The organism is Pseudomonas sp. DC1.2 (assembly GCF_034351645.1).
Classification (GTDB): Bacteria; Pseudomonadota; Gammaproteobacteria; order Pseudomonadales; family Pseudomonadaceae; genus Aquipseudomonas.
In genome coordinates, this window is record NZ_CP133782.1 from 2,294,360 (window position 1) to 2,311,837 (window position 17,478).

At 60.2% G+C, this 17,478-nt stretch carries 26 protein-coding genes; 11 read left to right on the forward strand and 15 right to left on the reverse strand.

Annotation, left to right across the window (positions count from 1 at the left end; all coding sequences use genetic code 11):
* Positions 1-31: 31 nt before the first annotated feature.
* From RHM68_RS10410 to RHM68_RS10425, 4 genes are all read right to left on the reverse strand, one after another.
* The gene (locus RHM68_RS10410; RefSeq protein WP_322222604.1) at positions 32-505 is read right to left on the reverse strand and encodes a periplasmic heavy metal sensor; all 474 of its coding nucleotides are present in this window, start codon (positions 503-505) and stop codon (positions 32-34) included.
* Entirely contained in the window at positions 502-936 is a 435-nt protein-coding gene (locus tag RHM68_RS10415) for a hypothetical protein (RefSeq protein WP_322222606.1), read from the reverse strand. Before RHM68_RS10415 ends, RHM68_RS10410 begins: the two co-directional genes overlap by 4 nt.
* A complete protein-coding gene (locus tag RHM68_RS10420) occupies positions 933-1,514 on the reverse strand; it encodes an RNA polymerase sigma factor (protein WP_322222608.1) in 582 nt (193 codons plus the stop codon). The genes RHM68_RS10415 and RHM68_RS10420 overlap by 4 nt, the downstream gene beginning before the upstream one ends.
* A gap of 92 nt (positions 1,515-1,606) precedes the next feature.
* Positions 1,607-1,927 (reverse strand): YXWGXW repeat-containing protein, encoded by a 321-nt coding sequence (locus RHM68_RS10425; RefSeq protein ID WP_322222610.1) that lies wholly within the window; start codon positions 1,925-1,927, stop codon positions 1,607-1,609.
* Between RHM68_RS10425 and RHM68_RS10430 the strand changes: the two genes are divergently transcribed.
* Entirely contained in the window at positions 1,926-2,108 is a 183-nt protein-coding gene (locus RHM68_RS10430; protein ID WP_322222612.1) for a hypothetical protein, read from the forward strand. The genes RHM68_RS10425 and RHM68_RS10430 overlap by 2 nt on opposite strands.
* 51 nt (positions 2,109-2,159) lie before the next feature.
* Positions 2,160-2,291, forward strand: a complete 132-nt coding sequence (locus RHM68_RS10435; protein WP_322222614.1) for a hypothetical protein — start codon at positions 2,160-2,162, stop codon at positions 2,289-2,291.
* An 83-nt stretch (positions 2,292-2,374) separates the two neighbouring features.
* On the opposite strand, the gene RHM68_RS10440 is transcribed toward RHM68_RS10435, so the two are convergent.
* Positions 2,375-3,073 carry a dienelactone hydrolase family protein gene (locus tag RHM68_RS10440; protein WP_322222616.1) on the reverse strand — a complete coding sequence of 233 codons (699 nt, stop codon included), beginning with the start codon at positions 3,071-3,073 and terminating at the stop codon, positions 2,375-2,377.
* Positions 3,074-3,315: 242 nt separating this feature from the next.
* On the opposite strand from RHM68_RS10440, the gene glsB reads away from it, so the two are divergent.
* Positions 3,316-4,224, forward strand: coding sequence for a glutaminase B (gene glsB, locus RHM68_RS10445; protein ID WP_322222618.1), 909 nt, complete (start codon positions 3,316-3,318; stop codon positions 4,222-4,224).
* 77 nt (positions 4,225-4,301) lie between these two features.
* On the forward strand, positions 4,302-5,804 hold the full coding sequence (locus RHM68_RS10450) for an aldehyde dehydrogenase family protein (RefSeq protein ID WP_322222620.1): 1,503 nt from the start codon (positions 4,302-4,304) through the stop codon (positions 5,802-5,804).
* Positions 5,805-5,849: 45 nt separating this feature from the next.
* On the opposite strand, the gene RHM68_RS10455 is transcribed toward RHM68_RS10450, so the two are convergent.
* On the reverse strand, positions 5,850-6,746 hold the full coding sequence (locus RHM68_RS10455; RefSeq protein WP_322222622.1) for a DMT family transporter: 897 nt from the start codon (positions 6,744-6,746) through the stop codon (positions 5,850-5,852).
* Positions 6,747-6,852: 106 nt separating this feature from the next.
* Here RHM68_RS10455 and RHM68_RS10460 point away from each other — a divergent pair, with 106 nt between their 5' ends.
* Entirely contained in the window at positions 6,853-8,184 is a 1,332-nt protein-coding gene (locus RHM68_RS10460; RefSeq protein ID WP_322222624.1) for a PLP-dependent aminotransferase family protein, read from the forward strand.
* A 6-nt stretch (positions 8,185-8,190) separates the two neighbouring features.
* On the opposite strand, the gene RHM68_RS10465 is transcribed toward RHM68_RS10460, so the two are convergent.
* The gene (locus RHM68_RS10465; protein ID WP_322222626.1) at positions 8,191-8,850 is read right to left on the reverse strand and encodes a carbonic anhydrase; all 660 of its coding nucleotides are present in this window, start codon (positions 8,848-8,850) and stop codon (positions 8,191-8,193) included.
* 60 nt (positions 8,851-8,910) lie between these two features.
* Positions 8,911-9,378 carry a cyanase gene (gene cynS / locus RHM68_RS10470; RefSeq protein ID WP_322222628.1) on the reverse strand — a complete coding sequence of 156 codons (468 nt, stop codon included), beginning with the start codon at positions 9,376-9,378 and terminating at the stop codon, positions 8,911-8,913.
* 123 nt (positions 9,379-9,501) lie between these two features.
* Between cynS and cynR the strand changes: the two genes are divergently transcribed.
* Positions 9,502-10,383, forward strand: a complete 882-nt coding sequence (cynR, locus tag RHM68_RS10475) for a transcriptional regulator CynR (RefSeq protein ID WP_322222630.1) — start codon at positions 9,502-9,504, stop codon at positions 10,381-10,383.
* Positions 10,384-10,424: 41 nt separating this feature from the next.
* Here cynR and RHM68_RS10480 read toward each other — a convergent pair whose 3' ends face one another.
* The 3 genes from RHM68_RS10480 to RHM68_RS10490 are packed head-to-tail and all read right to left on the reverse strand — an operon-like array spanning position 10,425 to position 11,758.
* Complete coding sequence (locus tag RHM68_RS10480; protein WP_322222632.1) at positions 10,425-11,126, reverse strand: YoaK family protein; 702 nt, start codon at positions 11,124-11,126, stop codon at positions 10,425-10,427.
* Positions 11,127-11,158: 32 nt separating this feature from the next.
* Positions 11,159-11,488, reverse strand: coding sequence for a DUF6388 family protein (locus RHM68_RS10485; protein ID WP_322222634.1), 330 nt, complete (start codon positions 11,486-11,488; stop codon positions 11,159-11,161).
* A gap of 21 nt (positions 11,489-11,509) precedes the next feature.
* Positions 11,510-11,758, reverse strand: coding sequence for a hypothetical protein (locus tag RHM68_RS10490; RefSeq protein WP_322222636.1), 249 nt, complete (start codon positions 11,756-11,758; stop codon positions 11,510-11,512).
* A gap of 163 nt (positions 11,759-11,921) precedes the next feature.
* Between RHM68_RS10490 and RHM68_RS10495 the strand changes: the two genes are divergently transcribed.
* On the forward strand, positions 11,922-12,272 hold the full coding sequence (locus tag RHM68_RS10495; protein WP_322222638.1) for a hypothetical protein: 351 nt from the start codon (positions 11,922-11,924) through the stop codon (positions 12,270-12,272).
* 85 nt (positions 12,273-12,357) lie between these two features.
* Here RHM68_RS10495 and RHM68_RS10500 read toward each other — a convergent pair whose 3' ends face one another.
* Positions 12,358-12,783 (reverse strand): GNAT family N-acetyltransferase, encoded by a 426-nt coding sequence (locus RHM68_RS10500; RefSeq protein WP_322222640.1) that lies wholly within the window; start codon positions 12,781-12,783, stop codon positions 12,358-12,360.
* A 144-nt stretch (positions 12,784-12,927) separates the two neighbouring features.
* Between RHM68_RS10500 and RHM68_RS10505 the strand changes: the two genes are divergently transcribed.
* The 4 genes from RHM68_RS10505 to RHM68_RS10520 all read left to right on the forward strand — a co-directional run bounded on the left by RHM68_RS10505 (position 12,928) and on the right by RHM68_RS10520 (position 16,001).
* Positions 12,928-13,365, forward strand: a complete 438-nt coding sequence (locus RHM68_RS10505) for a hemerythrin domain-containing protein (protein ID WP_322222642.1) — start codon at positions 12,928-12,930, stop codon at positions 13,363-13,365.
* Positions 13,366-13,585: 220 nt separating this feature from the next.
* Positions 13,586-14,221 carry a lytic polysaccharide monooxygenase auxiliary activity family 9 protein gene (locus RHM68_RS10510; RefSeq protein ID WP_322222645.1) on the forward strand — a complete coding sequence of 212 codons (636 nt, stop codon included), beginning with the start codon at positions 13,586-13,588 and terminating at the stop codon, positions 14,219-14,221.
* 41 nt (positions 14,222-14,262) lie between these two features.
* The gene (locus RHM68_RS10515; RefSeq protein ID WP_322222647.1) at positions 14,263-15,327 is read left to right on the forward strand and encodes a chitinase; all 1,065 of its coding nucleotides are present in this window, start codon (positions 14,263-14,265) and stop codon (positions 15,325-15,327) included.
* An 80-nt stretch (positions 15,328-15,407) separates the two neighbouring features.
* A complete protein-coding gene (locus tag RHM68_RS10520) occupies positions 15,408-16,001 on the forward strand; it encodes an NUDIX domain-containing protein (protein ID WP_322222649.1) in 594 nt (197 codons plus the stop codon).
* A gap of 276 nt (positions 16,002-16,277) precedes the next feature.
* Here the strand turns inward: RHM68_RS10520 and RHM68_RS10525 are convergent, their stop codons facing one another.
* From RHM68_RS10525 to RHM68_RS10535, 3 genes are read right to left on the reverse strand one after another with little or no spacing between them, the layout of a single operon-like run.
* Positions 16,278-16,694: a formyltransferase family protein gene (locus RHM68_RS10525; RefSeq protein WP_322222651.1), complete on the reverse strand. Its 417-nt coding sequence runs from the start codon at positions 16,692-16,694 to the stop codon at positions 16,278-16,280.
* A complete protein-coding gene (locus RHM68_RS10530) occupies positions 16,676-17,215 on the reverse strand; it encodes a phage tail protein (protein WP_322222653.1) in 540 nt (179 codons plus the stop codon). The genes RHM68_RS10525 and RHM68_RS10530 overlap by 19 nt, the downstream gene beginning before the upstream one ends.
* Positions 17,215-17,478 carry a hypothetical protein gene (locus RHM68_RS10535; protein ID WP_322222655.1) on the reverse strand — a complete coding sequence of 88 codons (264 nt, stop codon included), beginning with the start codon at positions 17,476-17,478 and terminating at the stop codon, positions 17,215-17,217. Before RHM68_RS10535 ends, RHM68_RS10530 begins: the two co-directional genes overlap by 1 nt.

Consider the following 17,478-nt stretch of genomic DNA (forward strand, 5'->3'; position numbering starts at 1 on the left):
CGGCTGGCGACGAATAATCCGTCGCCACGGGTCAGTTCTTGTTGGCGGCCCGTGGCTTTGCCTTGACGCCCCCGTACAGGGAGTCGGCCAGTGTTTGCCGTTCCTCGGCCGGCAGGGTGCTGGCGAATTTTGCGAGGCTGGCGTCTACCCGTGCGCGCAAGGTGAGGTCGGCCTCGCGGGCTTTACTTAACTGATTGTCCAGTGCCTCGCGATCCAGGGTCGGTGCCTGCAATTGGCGAATCACCTCAAGCCGGGCCTGGCGACTGTCGATAATCAGCGGCTGATTGTCGTCACGGGTCTGGCGCATCAACTGACGCAACTCCCGGCGTTTGGCGGGGGGCAGTTGGACCAGCACCTGGTGCAAGCCGTGCTGCGGCAGTGCCAGCTCGGGTTTAGGCTGGTTATGCCATTGATAAAGACCGCCGGCCACGCCGCCGATCAGGAACACATTGAGCACCAGCGATACCACCAAAACGGCTTTGAAATGCGGGGATGGCACAGTCACTGATCGATCTCCTCGGCGTTGATACTCAGGACGATGTCGGCATCGCTCTGCTCGAAAATATTGGGCAGCGCCTCGGATGAGGAGGGCAGCGGCAGGCTGATAGACATCACCAGCATGCCGGCCGCAATGCCTGCCAGGCCGGCGCCGACGAACCCGATGCTTGACAGCCACTCGCGATGTCGGCCCCAGAACGATGGTGCCCTGGCTTGCGGCGCCGACGCGACGATGCGGCGCACCAGCTCGGGCGTGGCGGCCGGCACGTGATGGCTGTCGAGCAGCGTGTCGAGCCAGCGTGCCTGCTCCAGTGCCTCGCGGACCTGAGGCTCACCTGCGCCAAGCAACGCCTGGGCCTGCACGCGCTCTGCCGATGGCCAGCGTTGCAGGTCGGCGCCATAGGCGTTGACCAAATGACTGAACCGTTCAGGTGTCATGGTTTTCCCCTCCGTAGGACCGTTTGGCCGTATGAGTCGGCAAGGTGATTGCGCAGGTTGCGCCGTGCGCGCGATAACAGGCTTTCCAGTGCTTCGACCGTAATGTTCATCAGCGCCGCCGCCTCGACATTCGACAATTGCTGGTAGTACTGCAACACGATGGCTTCGCGTTGACGCTCAGGCAATGCGGCGAGGGCGGCGGCCATGTGTTCGCCCTGGGCACTGGCTTCCAGTTGTTCATCCGGCAACGGCGCCGTGTCTGCCGGTTCTGGCAATTCATCGAGCACCGACAGCGGTTGCTCCTTGCGTCGGCGTAAACGGTCGTAGCACAGATTGAGCACCACCCGGTGCAGCCAGGTATCAAACCGTGCCTGCTCGTTGCGCCAGTGCGCAGCCTGTTTCCAGATGCGCAAAAAGCTTTCCTGGGCCACGTCTTTGGCCTCATCGGCATCGCCCAGCAAACGACTGGCCAGCGCCAGCAAACGGGGCAGCTTGCGCGACACCATCTCGTTGACGGCCTTTGCTTCGTTGTTGCCAATGCGGGCCAGCAACTCCACGTCCGGATCAGTTTCTTTCAAATGGCAGGTCTCGGTCCGGTGACAGGGTCAGGTTGTGCGCAATGGGCAAGGAGCAGGGCGGCGCCCGTTTCCTTGCCGTGCTGTCCGTAGGCTCAACGAGTCCAATGCCCTTCGATCCAGTACCAGTTTGGCCCACGCGCCTGCCAGTGCCCTGGCTTCCAGCGTGCGCCGTGCATCACCGGTTGCCAATGACCCGGTTCCCAGGCATAGCCGCGACCCTCCCAGCGCCAGTGACCGTTATCCCAGGCGTAGCCTGGACGTGGCCCCGGCGCCATCTCCATACGCATGGGTGGAGGCGCCTCGCGAATGATGATTTCGGTCTGCGCAAAAACCGGCGTACTCGCCAGCGCGGCGAGCGCCAAGGGAACGAGCAGAAGATGCCGCAAGTTGATCAGGGGGCGCATAACGTTCATGACAACTCCTCAAGGCTCGCATCTGAAAGTGAATGCAGCTGATGAGTTGAACGTTAGAGGGGGAAAAGATCCGTCGCGGCAAAATGAAATTATTTTCAGGGTGGGAGGCGTGGCATTGGTTGCTTTAGAAAAGATCATCAAGGCGCGACGGATTTACCACGCGGCGCCGTTCAATCAGTAACCGGCAGCGATTATGACCTGTCGCACGTCACTGACCCATGAGGATTCAACCATGTCCCGCTCGCTGAAGTTAATCGCCTGTGCTGTTGTGTTGCTGACCTTGAACGGGTGTGTGTTCTATGGCCACCCGCACCCTTGCTGCTGGCGCTATGGCTACGGTTATGGCTATGGGTATCGGCGGTAAGGATCCGCAAGGGCCGCGCTGACAGGGCGTTAAGGTGTGAACCCTGTGAACGGGCGCTGGGGGACGCCCGTTCACGCTCAGGCTCAGAGATTCTGGCTGAGGAAGGTCAATGTGTTGCCGTGGGCCTCGACCGAAGCGCGCTGGTTGTAGCTGCTGCGATGCGAGCAGTTGAAACCATGTTCGGCCCCTGGATACACCTCGATATCCACGTTGTCGTTGTGTGCGAAACGTTCGGTGATTTGCTCCACGGCGTCCATTGGGATGTGGCTGTCCTGATCGCCGAAGTGCATCAGCATCGGCACCTTGATGTCATCGGCGCGTTGCAGTTGGTTCTGGATGCCACCCCCGTAGTAGGCAACTGCTACATCCACCAAGCCGTTGGCGGCGGTGTGGTAGGAGAGCATGCCGCCGAAGCAATAACCGATGGCGGCGACGCCGCCCTCCAGGCCGGGTTGGGCCTTAAGCGCGTCGATGGCCAGCTTGACGTCTGTTTGGGCCTTGCCGACATCGGTGGCGTTCATCAACTCGACGGCGCGTTTCCAGCCGGCTTCGTCGTAGCCCAGCTCGATGCGCGGACCGCTGCGCCAGAATAGGTCCGGAACGATCACGAAATAGCCATCGGCGGCATATTGCTCGGCGACTGAACGGATGTGCTCGTTGACGCCAAAGATTTCCTGAATCAGGACGATTCCTGGCCCCTTGCGGGTATGAGGAGTCGCCAGGTAGGCGCCGAATGTTCCGTCGGCGCTTTCAATGTCGATCCACTGGGTGGTTACGCTCATGGTGGCTCCAGTCTTGGCAAGTGAAGTCGGTAGATAACCTGTCGCGGCAATCGTTCAATGGGCCCGTCGCCGTCTCGATGAACAGCCCCCGGGGCCTGCCAACAACCCTGAGGCCGCGAGCCGGTTCGCGCAATGTTGTCAGATCAGTGGCATTGCCCTGCAAAACTGTGATTCGCCGCGCGCCAGTGGCGTCTAGCGTCAGTGACCCCGCAATCCCATGGGGCGAGACTTCGGAGCCCGGCATGCAAGCGCTGTTGAGCGAGATCCTTGACGCAGTTCGGCCCCTGATCGGTCAGGGTAAGGTGGCGGATTACATTCCCGCCCTCGGTACGGTGCCGGCCGATCAACTGGGCATTGCCGTCTACGGCAACGACGGCGAACTGTATTGCGCCGGCGATGCGCACACGCTGTTCTCGGTGCAGAGTATTTCCAAGGTGTTCAGCCTGGTGCAGGCCATCGACCATTCTGGCGAAACCATCTGGGAACGTCTGGGCCATGAGCCGTCCGGCCAGCCGTTCAACTCCCTGGTGCAGTTGGAGTTCGAGCGCGGCCGCCCGCGTAACCCGTTCATCAATGCCGGCGCGCTGGTGATCTGCGACATCAATCAGTCACGCTTCGCTGCGCCGGCGCTGTCGATGCGTGATTTTGTCCGGCGCTTATCCGGTAACCCGCAAGTGATGGTGGACGGCAAAGTCGCCGAATCCGAATACCAGCACCGTGCGCGCAACGCCGCCATGGCCTATTTGATGCAGTCCTTCGGTAATTTCCATAACGACGTCGAAGCGGTGCTGCGCAGCTATTTCAGTCACTGCGCCTTGCGCATGAGCTGTGTGGACCTGGCACGGGCGTTCTGCTTCCTGGCCAACGACGGTTTCTGCAAACACAGCGGCGAGCAGATACTCACCGCCCGCCAGACCCAGCAAGTCAATTCGATCATGGCCACCAGCGGCTTGTACGATGAGGCCGGCAACTTTGCCTACCGTGTCGGCCTGCCAGGCAAGAGCGGCGTCGGTGGCGGGATTGTCGCGGTGGTGCCGGGCCAGTTCACGGTGTGCGTCTGGTCACCGGAGCTGAATACCGCCGGCAACTCGCTGGCGGGCATGGCGGCGCTGGAGTTGTTGAGCCAACGGATTGGCTGGTCGGTGTTCTAAGGTCCGGTGTCAGTAATGACGCTCCGGGGATTTTCCTATACATTTTCCGCCCGCCCACTGCACGGTGAAACCGCTTCATGTCCCTAACGCTCGAACGTCTCGTTGCCGGCACGCCCATCCCGTTCGCGGGCAATCGTGTCACCGTGGTCAGCCCCGAGCTGGCGGCACGCTTCCAGCCGGGGGACCATCTGCTGGTGGAGCAGGTCAGCGGCGAGTTGTTGTTGATTCCGGTGGCTGACCAGCGAGCGGCGGCGGTCGCCATCGAACGTGCTGAAGTGGCGTTCACCGCGCTGTCGGCGGTGTCGGATCAGGCGATCAGCGATTTCTTCGACCGCTTTGCCCAGCGCCTCGAACACCCTGACGCCTGGGCCTTGATCGAGGCCGCAAACCTGGCCGACATCGAACGCGCCAAGTCCCGTGGACGTTCCACTACCCGGCTGCTGGCCGATGAACGCATGCGCCGCGACATGATTGCAGGGCTGCGTGCCTGGCGCGATGCGTCAGCGACGCGCGGCAAGGTGATCAGCAGCGTTGAGCACGACGGTTGGAAGGTCGAGCAAGTGGTGTCGCCGCTGGGCATCGTCGCCTTCGTCTTCGAAGGCCGGCCAAATGTTTTCGCCGACGCGGCCGGGGTGCTGCGCACGGGCAACACCGCCGTATTGCGCATTGGCAGCGATGCACTGGGCACCGCCCAGGCAATCGTTACGCATGCACTGAACCCGGCGCTGGCCGACGCCGGTTTGCCGGCCGGCGCGGTGTCGCTGGTTGAAAGCGTCAATCACGCCGCCGGTTGGGCAATGTTCGCCGACCGCCGCTTGTCGCTGGCGGTGGCTCGGGGTTCGGGTCGCGCGGTCAGTCAGCTCGGTAGCATTGCTCAACAGGCCGGCACCGCTGTCAGCCTGCACGGCACCGGGGGGGCCTGGCTGATTGCCGACAAGGACGCAGACGCTCAGCGCTTTGCCGCCGTGGTGCGTAACTCCTTGGACCGCAAGGTCTGTAACACCCTGAACGTGTGCCTGATCCAGCGCGAGCGCGCCCACGCGTTGGTGCCGCTGTTTCTCGATGCGCTGCAACAGGCGGGAGCGGCCAGGGGCCAAGGCTGCAAATTGCACATTGTCGAGGGCAGCGAGTCGTACTTGCCGGCCGCTTGGCAGACCGCCACCGTCGAGGTGTATCGCGCCGAGGGCCTTGTGACTGAAGCGATGGCCGAAGCGCTGTCCGAAGACCAGTTGGGCCGCGAGTGGGAGTGGGAAGAAACCCCGGAAGTGAGCCTGAAAATCGTCGACGACCTGGACCAGGCCATCAGCTTGTTCAACCGCTATAGTCCGCAGTTCACCGTATCGCTGATCAGCGAAGATGCGCAGGCTCAGGCGCGGTTTTACAACGCGGTCAACGCGCCCTTTGTGGGCGACGGGATAACCCGTTGGGTCGATGGCCAATACGCACTGAACAAACCGGAACTGGGGCTTTCGAACTGGGAGAGTGGGCGGCTGTTTGCCCGCAGCGCGATTCTCTCGGGGGACGGTGTATTCACCATCCGCAGCCGCATGACCCAGACGGACCTGGGCGTCAAACGCTGAGTTGCCCGGCGCAGCGGCCGTGTGAGTAGCGGTCGGTGCGTGCGGCTATCGGGCAAATTTTTTCGCACCGACCACGCAAAGGATCACTGCCACGGTGACCCCCAGCATGCCCAGACTGACCGTTTCGTGAAGCAGCGTGGCCGCTAGTGCCAAACCAAAAAACGGCTGTAGAAGCTGAAGCTGTCCAACAGCGGCAATGCCGCCTTGGGCCAGTCCGCGATACCAGAAAATGAAGCCGATCAGCATGCTGAACAGCGACACGTAAGCCAGGCTCAACCACGCGGGCGTGGTGACGGCTGAAAATGAGCTGGGCATGAGCAACCCGGTCAGAGTTGCCGTCACCGGCAGCGACATCAGCAACGCCCAACTGATCACCTGCCAGCCCCCCAGCGTTCTGGACAGCGTGGCCCCTTCGGCATAACCGAGCCCACAGACAATCACGGCCAACAGCATCAGCAGGTCTCCCTGGGCAGAGGCGGTCAGCCCCTGTGTCACGGCGAACCCCATCACGATCACACTGCCCAGGATCGAAAATAACCAGAACACCGGCTGCGGACGCTCGCCACCGCGCAAGACCCCGAACACCGCCGTTGCCAAGGGCAGCATGCCAAGAAAGACGATGGAATGCGCCGACGTCACGTACTGCAACGCGAGCGCAGTCAGTAACGGAAACCCGACCACCACCCCCAGCGCCACGACGAGCAACGGCCCAAACTGATGGCACGCAGGGCGTTTTTGCTTGAACAGCAACAGCAGGCACAGCGCGAGCACGCCGGCGATGGTCGCGCGGGCGACGGTCAGGAACACGGGGTTGAACGCTTGGACCGCCACCCGCGTAGCGGGCAATGAGCCGCTGAAAATCAGTACGCCGATGAAGCCGTTGATCCATCCGCTCGCACTCGTTTGCGGCAGCGGGTTTTGCGGGTTCGATGTACGGTCCATTCAGGATCACACTCCATGCAAGCGGCTTGAAAGCGGGGGTTGCGTGAAGCGCATGCTATGGCCGACTATCAAGACAATCAAAAAATTGTCATGGATACATCTCGCGATGCCACGTTCTCGCTACAAGTCGTTGGTGGACACGTTTGCAGCCGATATCCGCGCTGGGCGGTTGCCGCCAGGCACACGCTTGCCGACTCATCGTCAGTTGGCCGCCACAGAGGGGCTGGCGCTGGTCACGGCCAGTCGGGTCTATGCCGAGCTGGAGGCCATGGGCCTGGTCAGTGGGGAAACGGGGCGGGGCACGTTCGTCAGGGAGACGTCCCTGCCTCCCGGTCAGGGCATCGACCAGCCCCTCGTCGCGGCGGGGATGATGGACCTCAACTTCAACTACCCCTCGTTGCCCGGCCAGGCCGATCTATTGCGCCAAGCCTTGCGCCAACTCGCGCTGTCCGGTGATCTGGAATCGCTGCTGCGTTATCAACCCCACAGTGGACGGATGCATGAGCGCGCTTGCGTGGCGCGTCATTTGCGTACACACGGGCTGACGGTGCAGGCCGAACAGGTGCTGATTGTCAGCGGTGCCCAGCATGGTCTGGCGGTGACCTTGATGGCGTTGCTGCAACCGGGTGACGTGATCGCTGCCGATGCGTTGACGTACCCAGGGTTCAAAGTGCTGGCCGAAGCATTGCGTCTTGAAGTAGTGCCTATTCCCGCCACGGACACGGGTCCTGACCTTGAGGCGCTTCAAACGCTGTGCCGAAACCGCTCGGTGCGCGCGGTCTACAGCATGCCGACGCTGCATAACCCGTTGGGCTGGGTCATGCCGTGCGGCCAGCGCGAGCAACTTGTGTCGATTGCGCGTGCGCATGATCTGCTGATCATCGAGGACGCGGCCTACGCCTTTCTGGCGCAAGCGCCGCCAGCACCGTTGGCGCAGCGGGCGCCAGAAAGGACGGTGTATGTGTCGGGGTTGTCGAAGAGTGTCGCCACCGGTTTGCGCGTTGGATTTGTGGCCGCGCCGTTGCAAAAAGTCCCGGCGCTCGAACGCACGATTAGGGCAACGACCTGGAACACCCCAGGGGTGATGACGGCCCTGGCCTGTGCCTGGCTGGAGGATGGAACCGTGAGCCTGCTCGAAGCGCAGAAACGTGTGGACGCGCAGGCCCGGCAGGCGTTGGTCGATGAGGTGTTGGCAGGCTTGCACTGCGTTCGTCATCCCAATTCGTACTTCGTCTGGTTGCCGTTGCCGGAAGAGGCGCGGGCCGACCAGATCGCCATGGCGTTGCTGCGCGAGCAGGTCTCGGTCTCGACAGCCGAACCGTTTGCGACCTCGGTCCAGATACCCCATGCGCTCCGATTGGCGCTGGGGTCAGTGGATCTGCATGCGTTGCGAGACGCGCTGCTGAAAGTGAAGCAAGTGGTCGGTGCTTATGCTTAACGTTGTTCAGGCGGCATTCATCGTTTTGGCCTGCACGGCGCAGGTCGTCGGGTGTTCAGACAGGGACAGGAAGCGGCGGCTGTCGGCATCCAGTGCGACGATCGAACCGGACTCGATGTCATAGACCCAGCCATGCAGGTTCAGCAGACCTTTTTCCTGGGCCAGTCGCACGCTGGGGTGGGTCTGGATGTTGGCCAGTTGGGCAATCACGTTTTCGCGCACCATTGAACTGACCTTGGCCGCTGGGTCGGCGTGTGTGCGAGATTCATTGATGACCTTGGCCGATTCGGCGTGTTGCAACCAGCCGCTGACCGCGGGCAGGTGATCCATGCACTTGCACGCGGCGACGGCGGTCATGGCGCCACAGTCCGAATGGCCGCAGATCACGATGTCGGTCACACCCAGTACGGCGACGGCGTATTCCACAGTGGCCGAGACCCCGCCGGGGTGCGGGCTGTAGGACGGCACAATGTTGCCGGCATTGCGGATCACGAACAGTTCACCCGGCTCTTGCTGTGTCAGCAGTTCGGGCACCACACGGCTGTCGGAACAGGTGATGAACAAGGTGCCGGGGTGCTGGGTGGTGGCCAAATGTTTGAACAGGTCGATACGTTGCGCAAAGGCTTCGTTCTGGAACTTCAAAAAACCGTCGATAAGCGCTTTCAAGGTGGTTTCCTCCTGTGAGTGGACCCGCACCAGACGTGCGGGCCGTTAACCGGTACTGCGTTAGAAAGGGCGCAGTGGCAGGAACTTACCGTCCAGGGTAATCACGGCGCGGGAGCCACCTTCTGGATCTTCGACTTTCTTGATGTCCAGCTTGAAGTTGATCGCGCTGATGATGCCGTCGCCGAACTGCTCATGGACCAGGGCTTTGAGCGTGGTCCCGTAAATCTGAATCATCTCGTAGAAACGGTAGATGGTCGGGTCGGTTGGCACTCCCGAGAGGCTGCCACGCAGCGGGATGATTTGCAGGCGGGCGATGCTTTCGGCGTCCAGTTCGAGTTTCTCGCCGATGATGTGGGCGGCGGCTTCCGGCAATGGGTGCTGGCCGAGCAAGGCGGCGGTGACATACGCCAAGCTAAGGCCGGTGCCATCGCTCAGGTCCTGCCATGACAGGTTTTTGCGGGCCTTGGCATCGAGAACTGATGCCGTCAGGGCCAGACTGGCGTCGTTGTAAGCGTGGGACTGCTGCATGGTGTGACTCCTATCGGTTTGGGCTGTTACTGGGTCTGGAGCCATCTTCTGCCGAACGATCCATAACGTCCAAGATCGATATACAATGCCGCGCATAAGTACAGCCTATAGATGGTGTTACCCATGCTGCTCCGACATTTACGCTATTTGCTGGCGGTTGCCGATCACGGTGGCTTCACTCGGGCTGCCGAGGCGTTGCATGTCTCGCAGCCGACCCTTTCGCAGCAAATTCGGCAGTTGGAAGAAACGCTGGGTGTGAGTCTGTTCGACCGCACATCGCGCACGGTCAAGCCGACTGACGCGGGACAGGCCTATATCGACTGCGCGCGCCGGGTGCTGGTGGAGCTGGAGGCGGGCAAGCGCGCGGTGCATGACGTGAAGGACTTGTCCCGTGGCACGCTGCGGCTGGCCATGACGCCGACGTTCATGGCTTATCTGGTAGGACCGCTGGTACGTGATTACGTGGCGCGGTATCCAAATATTCATCTACAGATTTTCGAGCTGTCGATGGACGACATCGAAGCGGGGCTGGCGGAGGATTCGCTGGACATCGCGATTGCCTTTACCCCGGTGAGAAACCCCGACATCGAGTGCATTCCTGCGTTTGTCGAAACATTGGGGCTTATGGTCGGGCGTGATCATCCGCTGTTCGAGCATCAGGGTGCGCTGTTGCCGAGCGACGTGGCGCAGTTGGCGTTCGCGTTGCTGGCACCCGACTTCATCACGCGGTCATCGGTCGACGCCTACTTTCGGCAGCAGAACATCACGCCTAACGTGGTGATCGAGGTGAACTCGGTGAGTACCTTGCTCGAGGTCATTGGTCATACGCCGATTGCCACCATCCTCCCTGAGCCCATTGCCACTGAGGAGCGCGGCCTGCGCAAGATTCCCTTGCAGGGCGAAGCCCCACGACGCGGCGCGGCGTTGCTCCGCAGGAAGAACAACTACCACAGCGCGGCGGCGCTGGCGTTTGTGGCATTGGTATTGGGCCTGCCAAGCCCCTAGTCACGCTCGCTCCACGCTGTGTTGGCGGCTGAAAGTGCTGCTCAGCGCGGCATGTACCCCAACTGCCAACGCCGAGGGATTTTCAGTGACAGCACACCCACCGTGCCGGCCAGCAGGCCGCTGACAAACAAGGCCTTGAGCCCCAAGTGGTGTTCGAGTAAGGCGCCGAGGACCGCGCCGGCGAACATACCGGTCCAGGGAATCAGCTGGACACGCCAGCCGTTGCGCCGCTCGCCGAGCATCCAGCGCCCCAGTCCTCGACCAAAGCGCGACAGCGCCCCGGTGACGTAGGTCAGGCCGACAGGAAGACCGTTCACTTCCTCCACCGCCGCATTGAGCATGCCCATGGCAATGATCGCCGCCAGCAGCGCGGGCAGCTGTTCTTCGTAGGGCCAAGCGGCAGCGCCGCAGAGCAGCATCGCGATGCACAGCAACAACGGCAGCGCGCGGCGTCTGCCGACACGACTGACAACAATACCCAGCGCATTGCCGACGATGAAGGTGGCCACCAGGATCAGCAGCCGAAGCGTCAGCCCCAGGTTGCCATCGCTGATGGCCACGGCCAGACGCGTGGTGTTGCCGCTCATGAACGACACGAAGTCACCGCTGGCCATGAAACCGATGGCATCGGTCATGCCGGCGAGCACCGAGAGGGTGGCCACCAGCGACAGGCCGATGCGTCCGCGCCACTTATGAAGATGGGCGTGCCCCGCAGAGGCCTGGGTACTGGAAGAAGGCAGCATCAGCTAAGGCATCCTTGAGCGGCAAATGGGGGTTACTTACTCAACCCATATAACTCGCAATATTCCAGCCAGTCCATGCCGGCCATTTCCGCCACTTCCTTATGCACTTCCCGCCGTTGCATCTGGTAGTCCTCTGACGTCGACGCGGTCAGTTGCAGGGTCAACTCCCAGGCAAACAAGCCGAGGCGTTCAGCCTCGGTCTCGAAGGCTTCATGCAAGCGTTCGTCGCGGTACTGCTCCGGGGTCTCGCCCTTGGCCTGAGCCTGCAACGGGTTGAGGTTATCGAGCTCGCTGCGCAGTTCGGGACGCTCATCGAGAAACTTCTTCAGCGCCTGTTCATGTTGTTGTTCGGTGGCTGCCATGGTCGCCCCTTGAGGGTCAGGTTACGAAGATTGCTTCTTGCTGGCTTTGGCTGCGGCGGCCAGGCACTCAAGGGCAAACTGCTCGGTGTAGGTCATCTGGATCGGCGTGGTTTCGCCTTTGACGGTGCGTTCGCCCTCCAGAATGTAACGAATCCGCTTGTCGGTGACACCGATTCGCTTGGCGATCCAGGACGGTGTCTGACCGATCTGGCTGATCAGCTTGTCGGCATATTCAGCAGTCGGTTTGTAAAATTCGGCGTTGGGTGTCATGGCGTTTCCAGAAAAATGAGCCCGAAAAAATGGGCGAAGCGGCATTAATGGCGCGATAGGGTGCGCGAATCGCCACCCTGTGTCGCGTTATAAATGAAGTAAAGCAGAACGGAACGTCACCCTACGGTGATACAGTCCGCTTTTTTATTGATGAGCGAACACAATGCGAAGGCTGATGGTAGCGCTGGCAGCAACCGTGCTGGCGGGATGCGCGGGCTCGGTGATGGACAACTCCCGTACCCAAACCCCTTATAAGATCCTGAGCTCCGAAAAACCGGAAAAGCTCGTTGCCCAGTGCGTGCAATTCGCCTGGCAGGATGAAGCCGTGTTCGGCGTAGACGCTGGCGCATATTTGCAGCCGGGTAAGAAGGGCGGTTCTACGGTCTACACGCGGTCAGCGGAGTCGTTCGTGGACGTGAGCAGCAATGCTTCCGGCACGGTATTGAGTTACTACGCGCAGCATGATGACTTTGTGGCCAAGCGCCGATTGGCGGCGCTGGCGACCTGTTTGTAAGCTCGCCGCAATACCCCCGTACAAGCTACCTGACGGGCGATAGCGGCTAATGACCGACGCTAACGCTGACGCGAGCACGTTCACGCTAGGGCATCAGGCGCTTCTGAAAGAAGAACCGCTTATGCCCCGGCGGGTAATCGGCGATGTGGCCTAATTCGCTGTAGCCGTGCTTTTTGTAAAACTGCGGCGCCTGAAAGTCGAAGGTGTCGAGCCAGATCCCCACGCATTCTTTCTCGCGCGCCAGGTCTTCGGCCATGCGCATCAGCTTCGAGCCTAACCCCTGTCCCCGGCCTTGTTCCGGCACGGACAGCAACTCGATGAACAACCACCGGTAAAACAGCCGACCGTAAAGCCCGCCGAGGATTTCGCCGTGGTCGTCGCGCACCAGCAGCGCAACTTTCTCCGACTCTGAATCTCCGGCCTTGGCGGCGTTGTAGGCCAATAGCGGCGTCAGAATGGCTTGGCGCTCCTCGTCCGTGGGGTTTATCGAGCGTTCGATATGCAAGGTCATGACTACATCCTTATGGCGGTGAGCCAAGAGACTATCTGGCTCGTCGAACTTGTTCCATCTCCCCCACAGCGGTGGAACCGCCGCTGGCGCGCAGATGTCTAGCTTTTGGAGTGTTATTCCAAAACCCGGCCAAGAGGAGCGCCCATGAACATTTTTGAAGCCTTGCGTGAAAGTCACGATCGCCAGCGCGGCTACGCCGATGCATTGATCCAGACCAGCGGCGACACTGCTGAGCGGGCAGCGGCTTACAAACAACTCAAATCCGAACTTCAGGCCCACGAAACGGCGGAAGAGCGGCACTTCTATATCCCGTTGATGGCCTTCGACAATGGCGTCGATCTCAGCCGCCACGCCATCTCTGAACACCATGAAATGGACGAAATGATGGAGGCCCTGGACGAGACCGAGATGTCCAGCCCTGCTTGGCTGGCGACTGCGAAAAAGCTGGCCGAGAAGGTCCATCATCACCTCAAGGAAGAAGAGCAGAAGTTTTTCCAGATGGCCGGAAAACTGCTCGACGACACGCAAAAAGAGCAGCTCGCGGGCCGCTATGAGCGGGAATTCAAGGCGCAACTTGTCTAGGCGTGAAATGCCTGAATTGTTACTTTGAGCTGTAATACTTTTACGACAGTCAAAGTAGGTCTTTGCGTAAGAGCTGGTTATGCAGCCAGTGTTTTTGGGCGGTTGGCTGCGTACACCTCGGCCAGCTCTGTAAAGGGGGTCGATGGACAAAAAAAGTAGCTCCGCTAGGTTAAAGGTCTCTCCTCAGGAAGGAGAGTTCTTAAATCAACGGAGTGAAAAAATGAACGCACCACAGGCTCAAACGCAACTTCGACACGGACGTGTCACCTCCCCAGCCAGCCGCGGTTCTGTCGCTGTCGAGCAAGGGTTATTGGGTAATTGGCAAGTCAACGAAATGGAAGGTGGCAAGAACTTCCCGTCGCTGACTGCCGGCCCATTCCCGTCGCCGTATCAAACCGACAGCGACAGCGTCGTCCCCCCCACCGATGGTCACATTCTCAGCGGCGGCAAGGTCGATGAACGTGACTGCATCAACTTCACCAACGAGGAGTTGAGCAAAAAACTGGGGCGTCCCTTCACTTGGCCGCTGCTGAACGTTACCCCCGGCCAAGTCTTCAGCGTCACCTGGGAATACACCGCACCGCACGTCACCCGTGGCTACCGCTGGCTCATCACCAAAGATGGCTGGGATTCGAAACAGCGCATCAGCCGAGCGCAGCTGGAAGCCAAACCATTCGCCGAGGACTTCTACGCCTACGTCCCGTATTACAGCCACTCGGCTGAGATGAAGGCCAAGGTCAACCACGAAGTGACCTTGCCGGCGAGCAAAAAGGGCCATCACGTGATTGTGCTGATGTGGATAGTGGCCAACACCGGCAACGCCTTTTATCAAGCGTTCGACGTCGACTTCAAGTAAGTCTGCGCCCTTTAACCCAACACGTTCTGAAGGAATAGAACATGACAACGTTCGACTTTACGTTATTGAAATCTCCAGCAAGCGATGCGGCATCGTTAATGCCTAGCCTTGCCGGAAAAAAAATCCTCATGGGTTTTTGGCACAACTGGCCGGCGGGTCCGAGTGACGGTTATCAGCGTGGCCAATTCGCCAACATGAACCTGGCCGATGTGCCCAAGGAATACAACGTGGTGGCCGTGGCCTTCATGAAAGGCAACGGCATCCCGACCTTCAAGCCCTACAACCTGTCCGACGCCGAATTCCGCCGTCAAGTGGGCGTGCTGAACAGTCAGGGCAGGGCAGTGCTGATTTCCCTGGGGGGCGCCGATGCGCATATCGAGTTGCACAAAGGCAACGAACAGCCACTGGCCAACGAAATCATTCGTTTGGTGGAAACCTACGGCTTCGATGGTCTGGACATCGATCTTGAGCAGAGTGCGATTGATTTCGCCGACAACAAGAGCGTCCTGCCTGCGGCGCTGAAGCTGGTCAAAGACCATTACGCCGGCGAAGGGAAACACTTCATCATCAGCATGGCCCCGGAATTTCCTTACTTGACCTCCGCGGGCAAATACGTCGTTTACATCCAGGCGTTGGAAGGCTATTACGACTTCATTGCTGCGCAGTATTACAACCAGGGCGGCGACGGGGTCTGGGTGCAGGAAGTCAATAATGGCAACGGTGCCTGGATCGCGCAGAACAACGACGCGATGAAGGAGGACTTTCTGTTTTACCTGACCGAAAGTTTGGTGAGTGGTACTCGTGGCTTCACCAAAATCCCGGCAGACAAGTTCGTTATCGGTTTACCCGCTAACGTTGATGCGGCAGCCACGGGGTATGTGATCAACCCGCAGGCCGTGCTGAATGCCTTTAAGCGTCTGGACGCCAAAGGTTTGTCCATCAAAGGGCTGATGACGTGGTCGGTGAATTGGGACAACGGCGTCAACAAGGACCGTGTTCCCTACACGTGGGAGTTCAGTCGTCGTTATGGACCGTTGATCAACGCAGCCTCGCTGTCTTCCAACGAACACCGCGCAGCGACTCCTGAAGTCGCCAACCCGCAGTAAAAAACAAGCCCGGCAGAGATGCCGGGCTTTTTCGTTTTCGCCTACCATGGCCCTACAACGGAAAAAAGGAATGGCTTGTCATGTCCAACACTGCCGAACGGATCAACATCATCGAGTCTCAGGTGTTGTCCCACGATTGGTATCTGCTCAAAAAAATCACCTTCGACTACCTGCGTAACAACGGTGAATGGCAGCGTCAGACCCGCGAGGTTTACGACCGTGGCAATGGCGCAGCGATTCTGCTGTTCAATCGCGAGAAGAGAACTGTGGTGCTGACGCGTCAATTCCGCTTGCCGGTGTTCGTCAACGGGCATGACGGGTTGCTGATCGAAGTGGCGGCCGGGCTGCTCGAAGGCGCGGCACCGCAAGAGCGCATCCGCGCCGAAGCCGAGGAAGAAACCGGCTATCGCGTTCACCACGTGCAGAAGGTGTTCGAGGCGTACATGAGCCCCGGTTCGGTGACCGAAAAACTGTACTTTTTCATAGCCGAGTACGACGCCGCGTCGAAAGTCAGTGATGGTGGCGGACTGGAGGAAGAGACTGAAGAACTGGACGTCATGGAGTGGGCCTTCGACGACGCGCTTGAGGCGTTTTATCGCGGTGAAATCTGCGACGCCAAGACCATCATGCTGTTGCAGTACGCGTCGATGAAAAACATTTTTGCGGCGACCTGAATGCACTGTGGTCGAGCATTCAGGGGCAGTCAAAGCAGGTCATTCGCCGCGCCCACGCCTTGATGGTCACCCGTCTTGAACCGTTAGCGACCTGCTTCAGTTCAACGGCTGGGGAGGGCAGGGGTGGTGAAGGTCATGCAGGCTGACGGCTAAAAGGCTTAGATGATGCGCGGCGCGAAATTTCAGTTCGTTTTGCGCGATAAATGCAGGTTGATCTAGTTTCACATAGTGCAAAAGAATTACATAAAGAAGGCCCCGTGCGGGGCCTTCGTCGTTTCAGCCGGCTAACAACTTGGTGGACACCCCCGGTTCCCACGTTGCAAGTGTCGGGTCTTGGGCATGGCCCTTACAGTCGATGCCGGCATCCAGTTTGACCAATGCCTGGGAGAACAGCTTGAGCCCCATTGGGGCAAGTTCTCTGCGCCAGAGTGATTGCGGCGTGTCGTCCGGGCGGACGTGACACCATGCCTGGGCCAGCACCGGCCCCGTGTCGGCGCCGTCATCCAGCCAGTAGACCGAACCGCCGGTTACCGGCTCCCGCATATGAATAGCCCAATGCACCGCGTCCCGGCCCCGGTGCCTTGGCAATAACGAAGGGTGGTAGCCGAGCGCGCCGTGTATTGCCTTGGCGCGTACCTCTTCATTTATATAGACGTGGGCATGTGCGGTGAGGATCACGTCACACGCAGGCACCTGGTCTTGGCGTGCCCCAGCACCATTTGTGTCGTACTCGGCGCAGGTATCAACTTGGAGATAAGGCCGGGCGAACCGGCAGCGGCTGCCGACGTTCCGCTCAACGCCGGGTCAAGCAGACCAGCGCGGGCGGCCTTACGGGTAAAGGCTCCGGTGTATTCCTTCAAGTTGAGCTGAACAGTCGCCGCTTTGATCTGCCCTACGGCGGTTGAGCGGCGTATCGCGTTGCTGAGACTGCCAATGACATAGGCTCCCAGGTACTCGCCGCTGCCCATCACAAAGGCCAGCGGCTCGTGTTTGCTCTTGGCCAGGCGCAACGCCCTCAGCCGCTCTTCGGGGTCGCCAAGGACCGGGTGCAGTTCGATGGTCAGGTTGCATTCATCAAGCCCTTCGCCAATCCACTCCAGCAACGGCTTGCCCTGAATGCGCGCATGCTCGGCCCAATCGGCTGAGCCACTCTGCTCCATGCCGCTGATACCGCCGGCTACGTTGAATTCAATGTCCCCAAGGATGGCAAACATCACGCAGTTACCTCATCTGAAGGGCCATAGCTGCGGCGGCGCTTGTCATGTAAGAAGCGCTCCATCATCCGCATCCACTCGGCGTAGCTCGCCTGCAAGCCTTGGTTTATCTGATCCATGCCGGCGCCGCCGGGAACATTGATCTGAGGCGAAAAATGAAAATTCATTTCATCCCCGGCGCCGGGGCCGCCGCCCAAGCGGTTGCCCCCGACGGAGGCCATCATTCCCGCCCTGGAAACGTCCATTGGATTGGGCTGCGCCAT

Excerpts from the sequence above, each read along its gene's own strand:
- RHM68_RS10530 (WP_322222653.1), bottom strand. The coding sequence starts at position 17,215 with ATGTTTGCCATCCTTGGGGACATTGAATTCAACGTAGCCGGCGGTATC.
- RHM68_RS10520 (WP_322222649.1), top strand. The coding sequence starts at position 15,408 with ATGTCCAACACTGCCGAACGGATCAACATCATCGAGTCTCAGGTGTTG.
- RHM68_RS10450 (WP_322222620.1), top strand. The coding sequence starts at position 4,302 with ATGTCCCTAACGCTCGAACGTCTCGTTGCCGGCACGCCCATCCCGTTC.
- RHM68_RS10430 (WP_322222612.1), top strand. The coding sequence starts at position 1,926 with ATGACAACTCCTCAAGGCTCGCATCTGAAAGTGAATGCAGCTGATGAG.
- glsB (WP_322222618.1), top strand. The coding sequence starts at position 3,316 with ATGCAAGCGCTGTTGAGCGAGATCCTTGACGCAGTTCGGCCCCTGATC.
- RHM68_RS10425 (WP_322222610.1), bottom strand. The coding sequence starts at position 1,927 with ATGAACGTTATGCGCCCCCTGATCAACTTGCGGCATCTTCTGCTCGTT.
- RHM68_RS10490 (WP_322222636.1), bottom strand. The coding sequence starts at position 11,758 with ATGACACCCAACGCCGAATTTTACAAACCGACTGCTGAATATGCCGAC.
- RHM68_RS10440 (WP_322222616.1), bottom strand. The coding sequence starts at position 3,073 with ATGAGCGTAACCACCCAGTGGATCGACATTGAAAGCGCCGACGGAACA.
- RHM68_RS10505 (WP_322222642.1), top strand. The coding sequence starts at position 12,928 with ATGAACATTTTTGAAGCCTTGCGTGAAAGTCACGATCGCCAGCGCGGC.
- RHM68_RS10415 (WP_322222606.1), bottom strand. The coding sequence starts at position 936 with ATGACACCTGAACGGTTCAGTCATTTGGTCAACGCCTATGGCGCCGAC.
- RHM68_RS10455 (WP_322222622.1), bottom strand. The coding sequence starts at position 6,746 with ATGGACCGTACATCGAACCCGCAAAACCCGCTGCCGCAAACGAGTGCG.
- RHM68_RS10515 (WP_322222647.1), top strand. The coding sequence starts at position 14,263 with ATGACAACGTTCGACTTTACGTTATTGAAATCTCCAGCAAGCGATGCG.
- RHM68_RS10460 (WP_322222624.1), top strand. The coding sequence starts at position 6,853 with ATGCCACGTTCTCGCTACAAGTCGTTGGTGGACACGTTTGCAGCCGAT.
- RHM68_RS10480 (WP_322222632.1), bottom strand. The coding sequence starts at position 11,126 with ATGCTGCCTTCTTCCAGTACCCAGGCCTCTGCGGGGCACGCCCATCTT.
- RHM68_RS10510 (WP_322222645.1), top strand. The coding sequence starts at position 13,586 with ATGAACGCACCACAGGCTCAAACGCAACTTCGACACGGACGTGTCACC.
- RHM68_RS10500 (WP_322222640.1), bottom strand. The coding sequence starts at position 12,783 with ATGACCTTGCATATCGAACGCTCGATAAACCCCACGGACGAGGAGCGC.
- RHM68_RS10495 (WP_322222638.1), top strand. The coding sequence starts at position 11,922 with ATGCGAAGGCTGATGGTAGCGCTGGCAGCAACCGTGCTGGCGGGATGC.
- RHM68_RS10435 (WP_322222614.1), top strand. The coding sequence starts at position 2,160 with ATGTCCCGCTCGCTGAAGTTAATCGCCTGTGCTGTTGTGTTGCTGACC.
- RHM68_RS10535 (WP_322222655.1), bottom strand. The coding sequence starts at position 17,478 with ATGGCGCAGCCCAATCCAATGGACGTTTCCAGGGCGGGAATGATGGCC.
- cynR (WP_322222630.1), top strand. The coding sequence starts at position 9,502 with ATGCTGCTCCGACATTTACGCTATTTGCTGGCGGTTGCCGATCACGGT.
- RHM68_RS10485 (WP_322222634.1), bottom strand. The coding sequence starts at position 11,488 with ATGGCAGCCACCGAACAACAACATGAACAGGCGCTGAAGAAGTTTCTC.
- cynS (WP_322222628.1), bottom strand. The coding sequence starts at position 9,378 with ATGCAGCAGTCCCACGCTTACAACGACGCCAGTCTGGCCCTGACGGCA.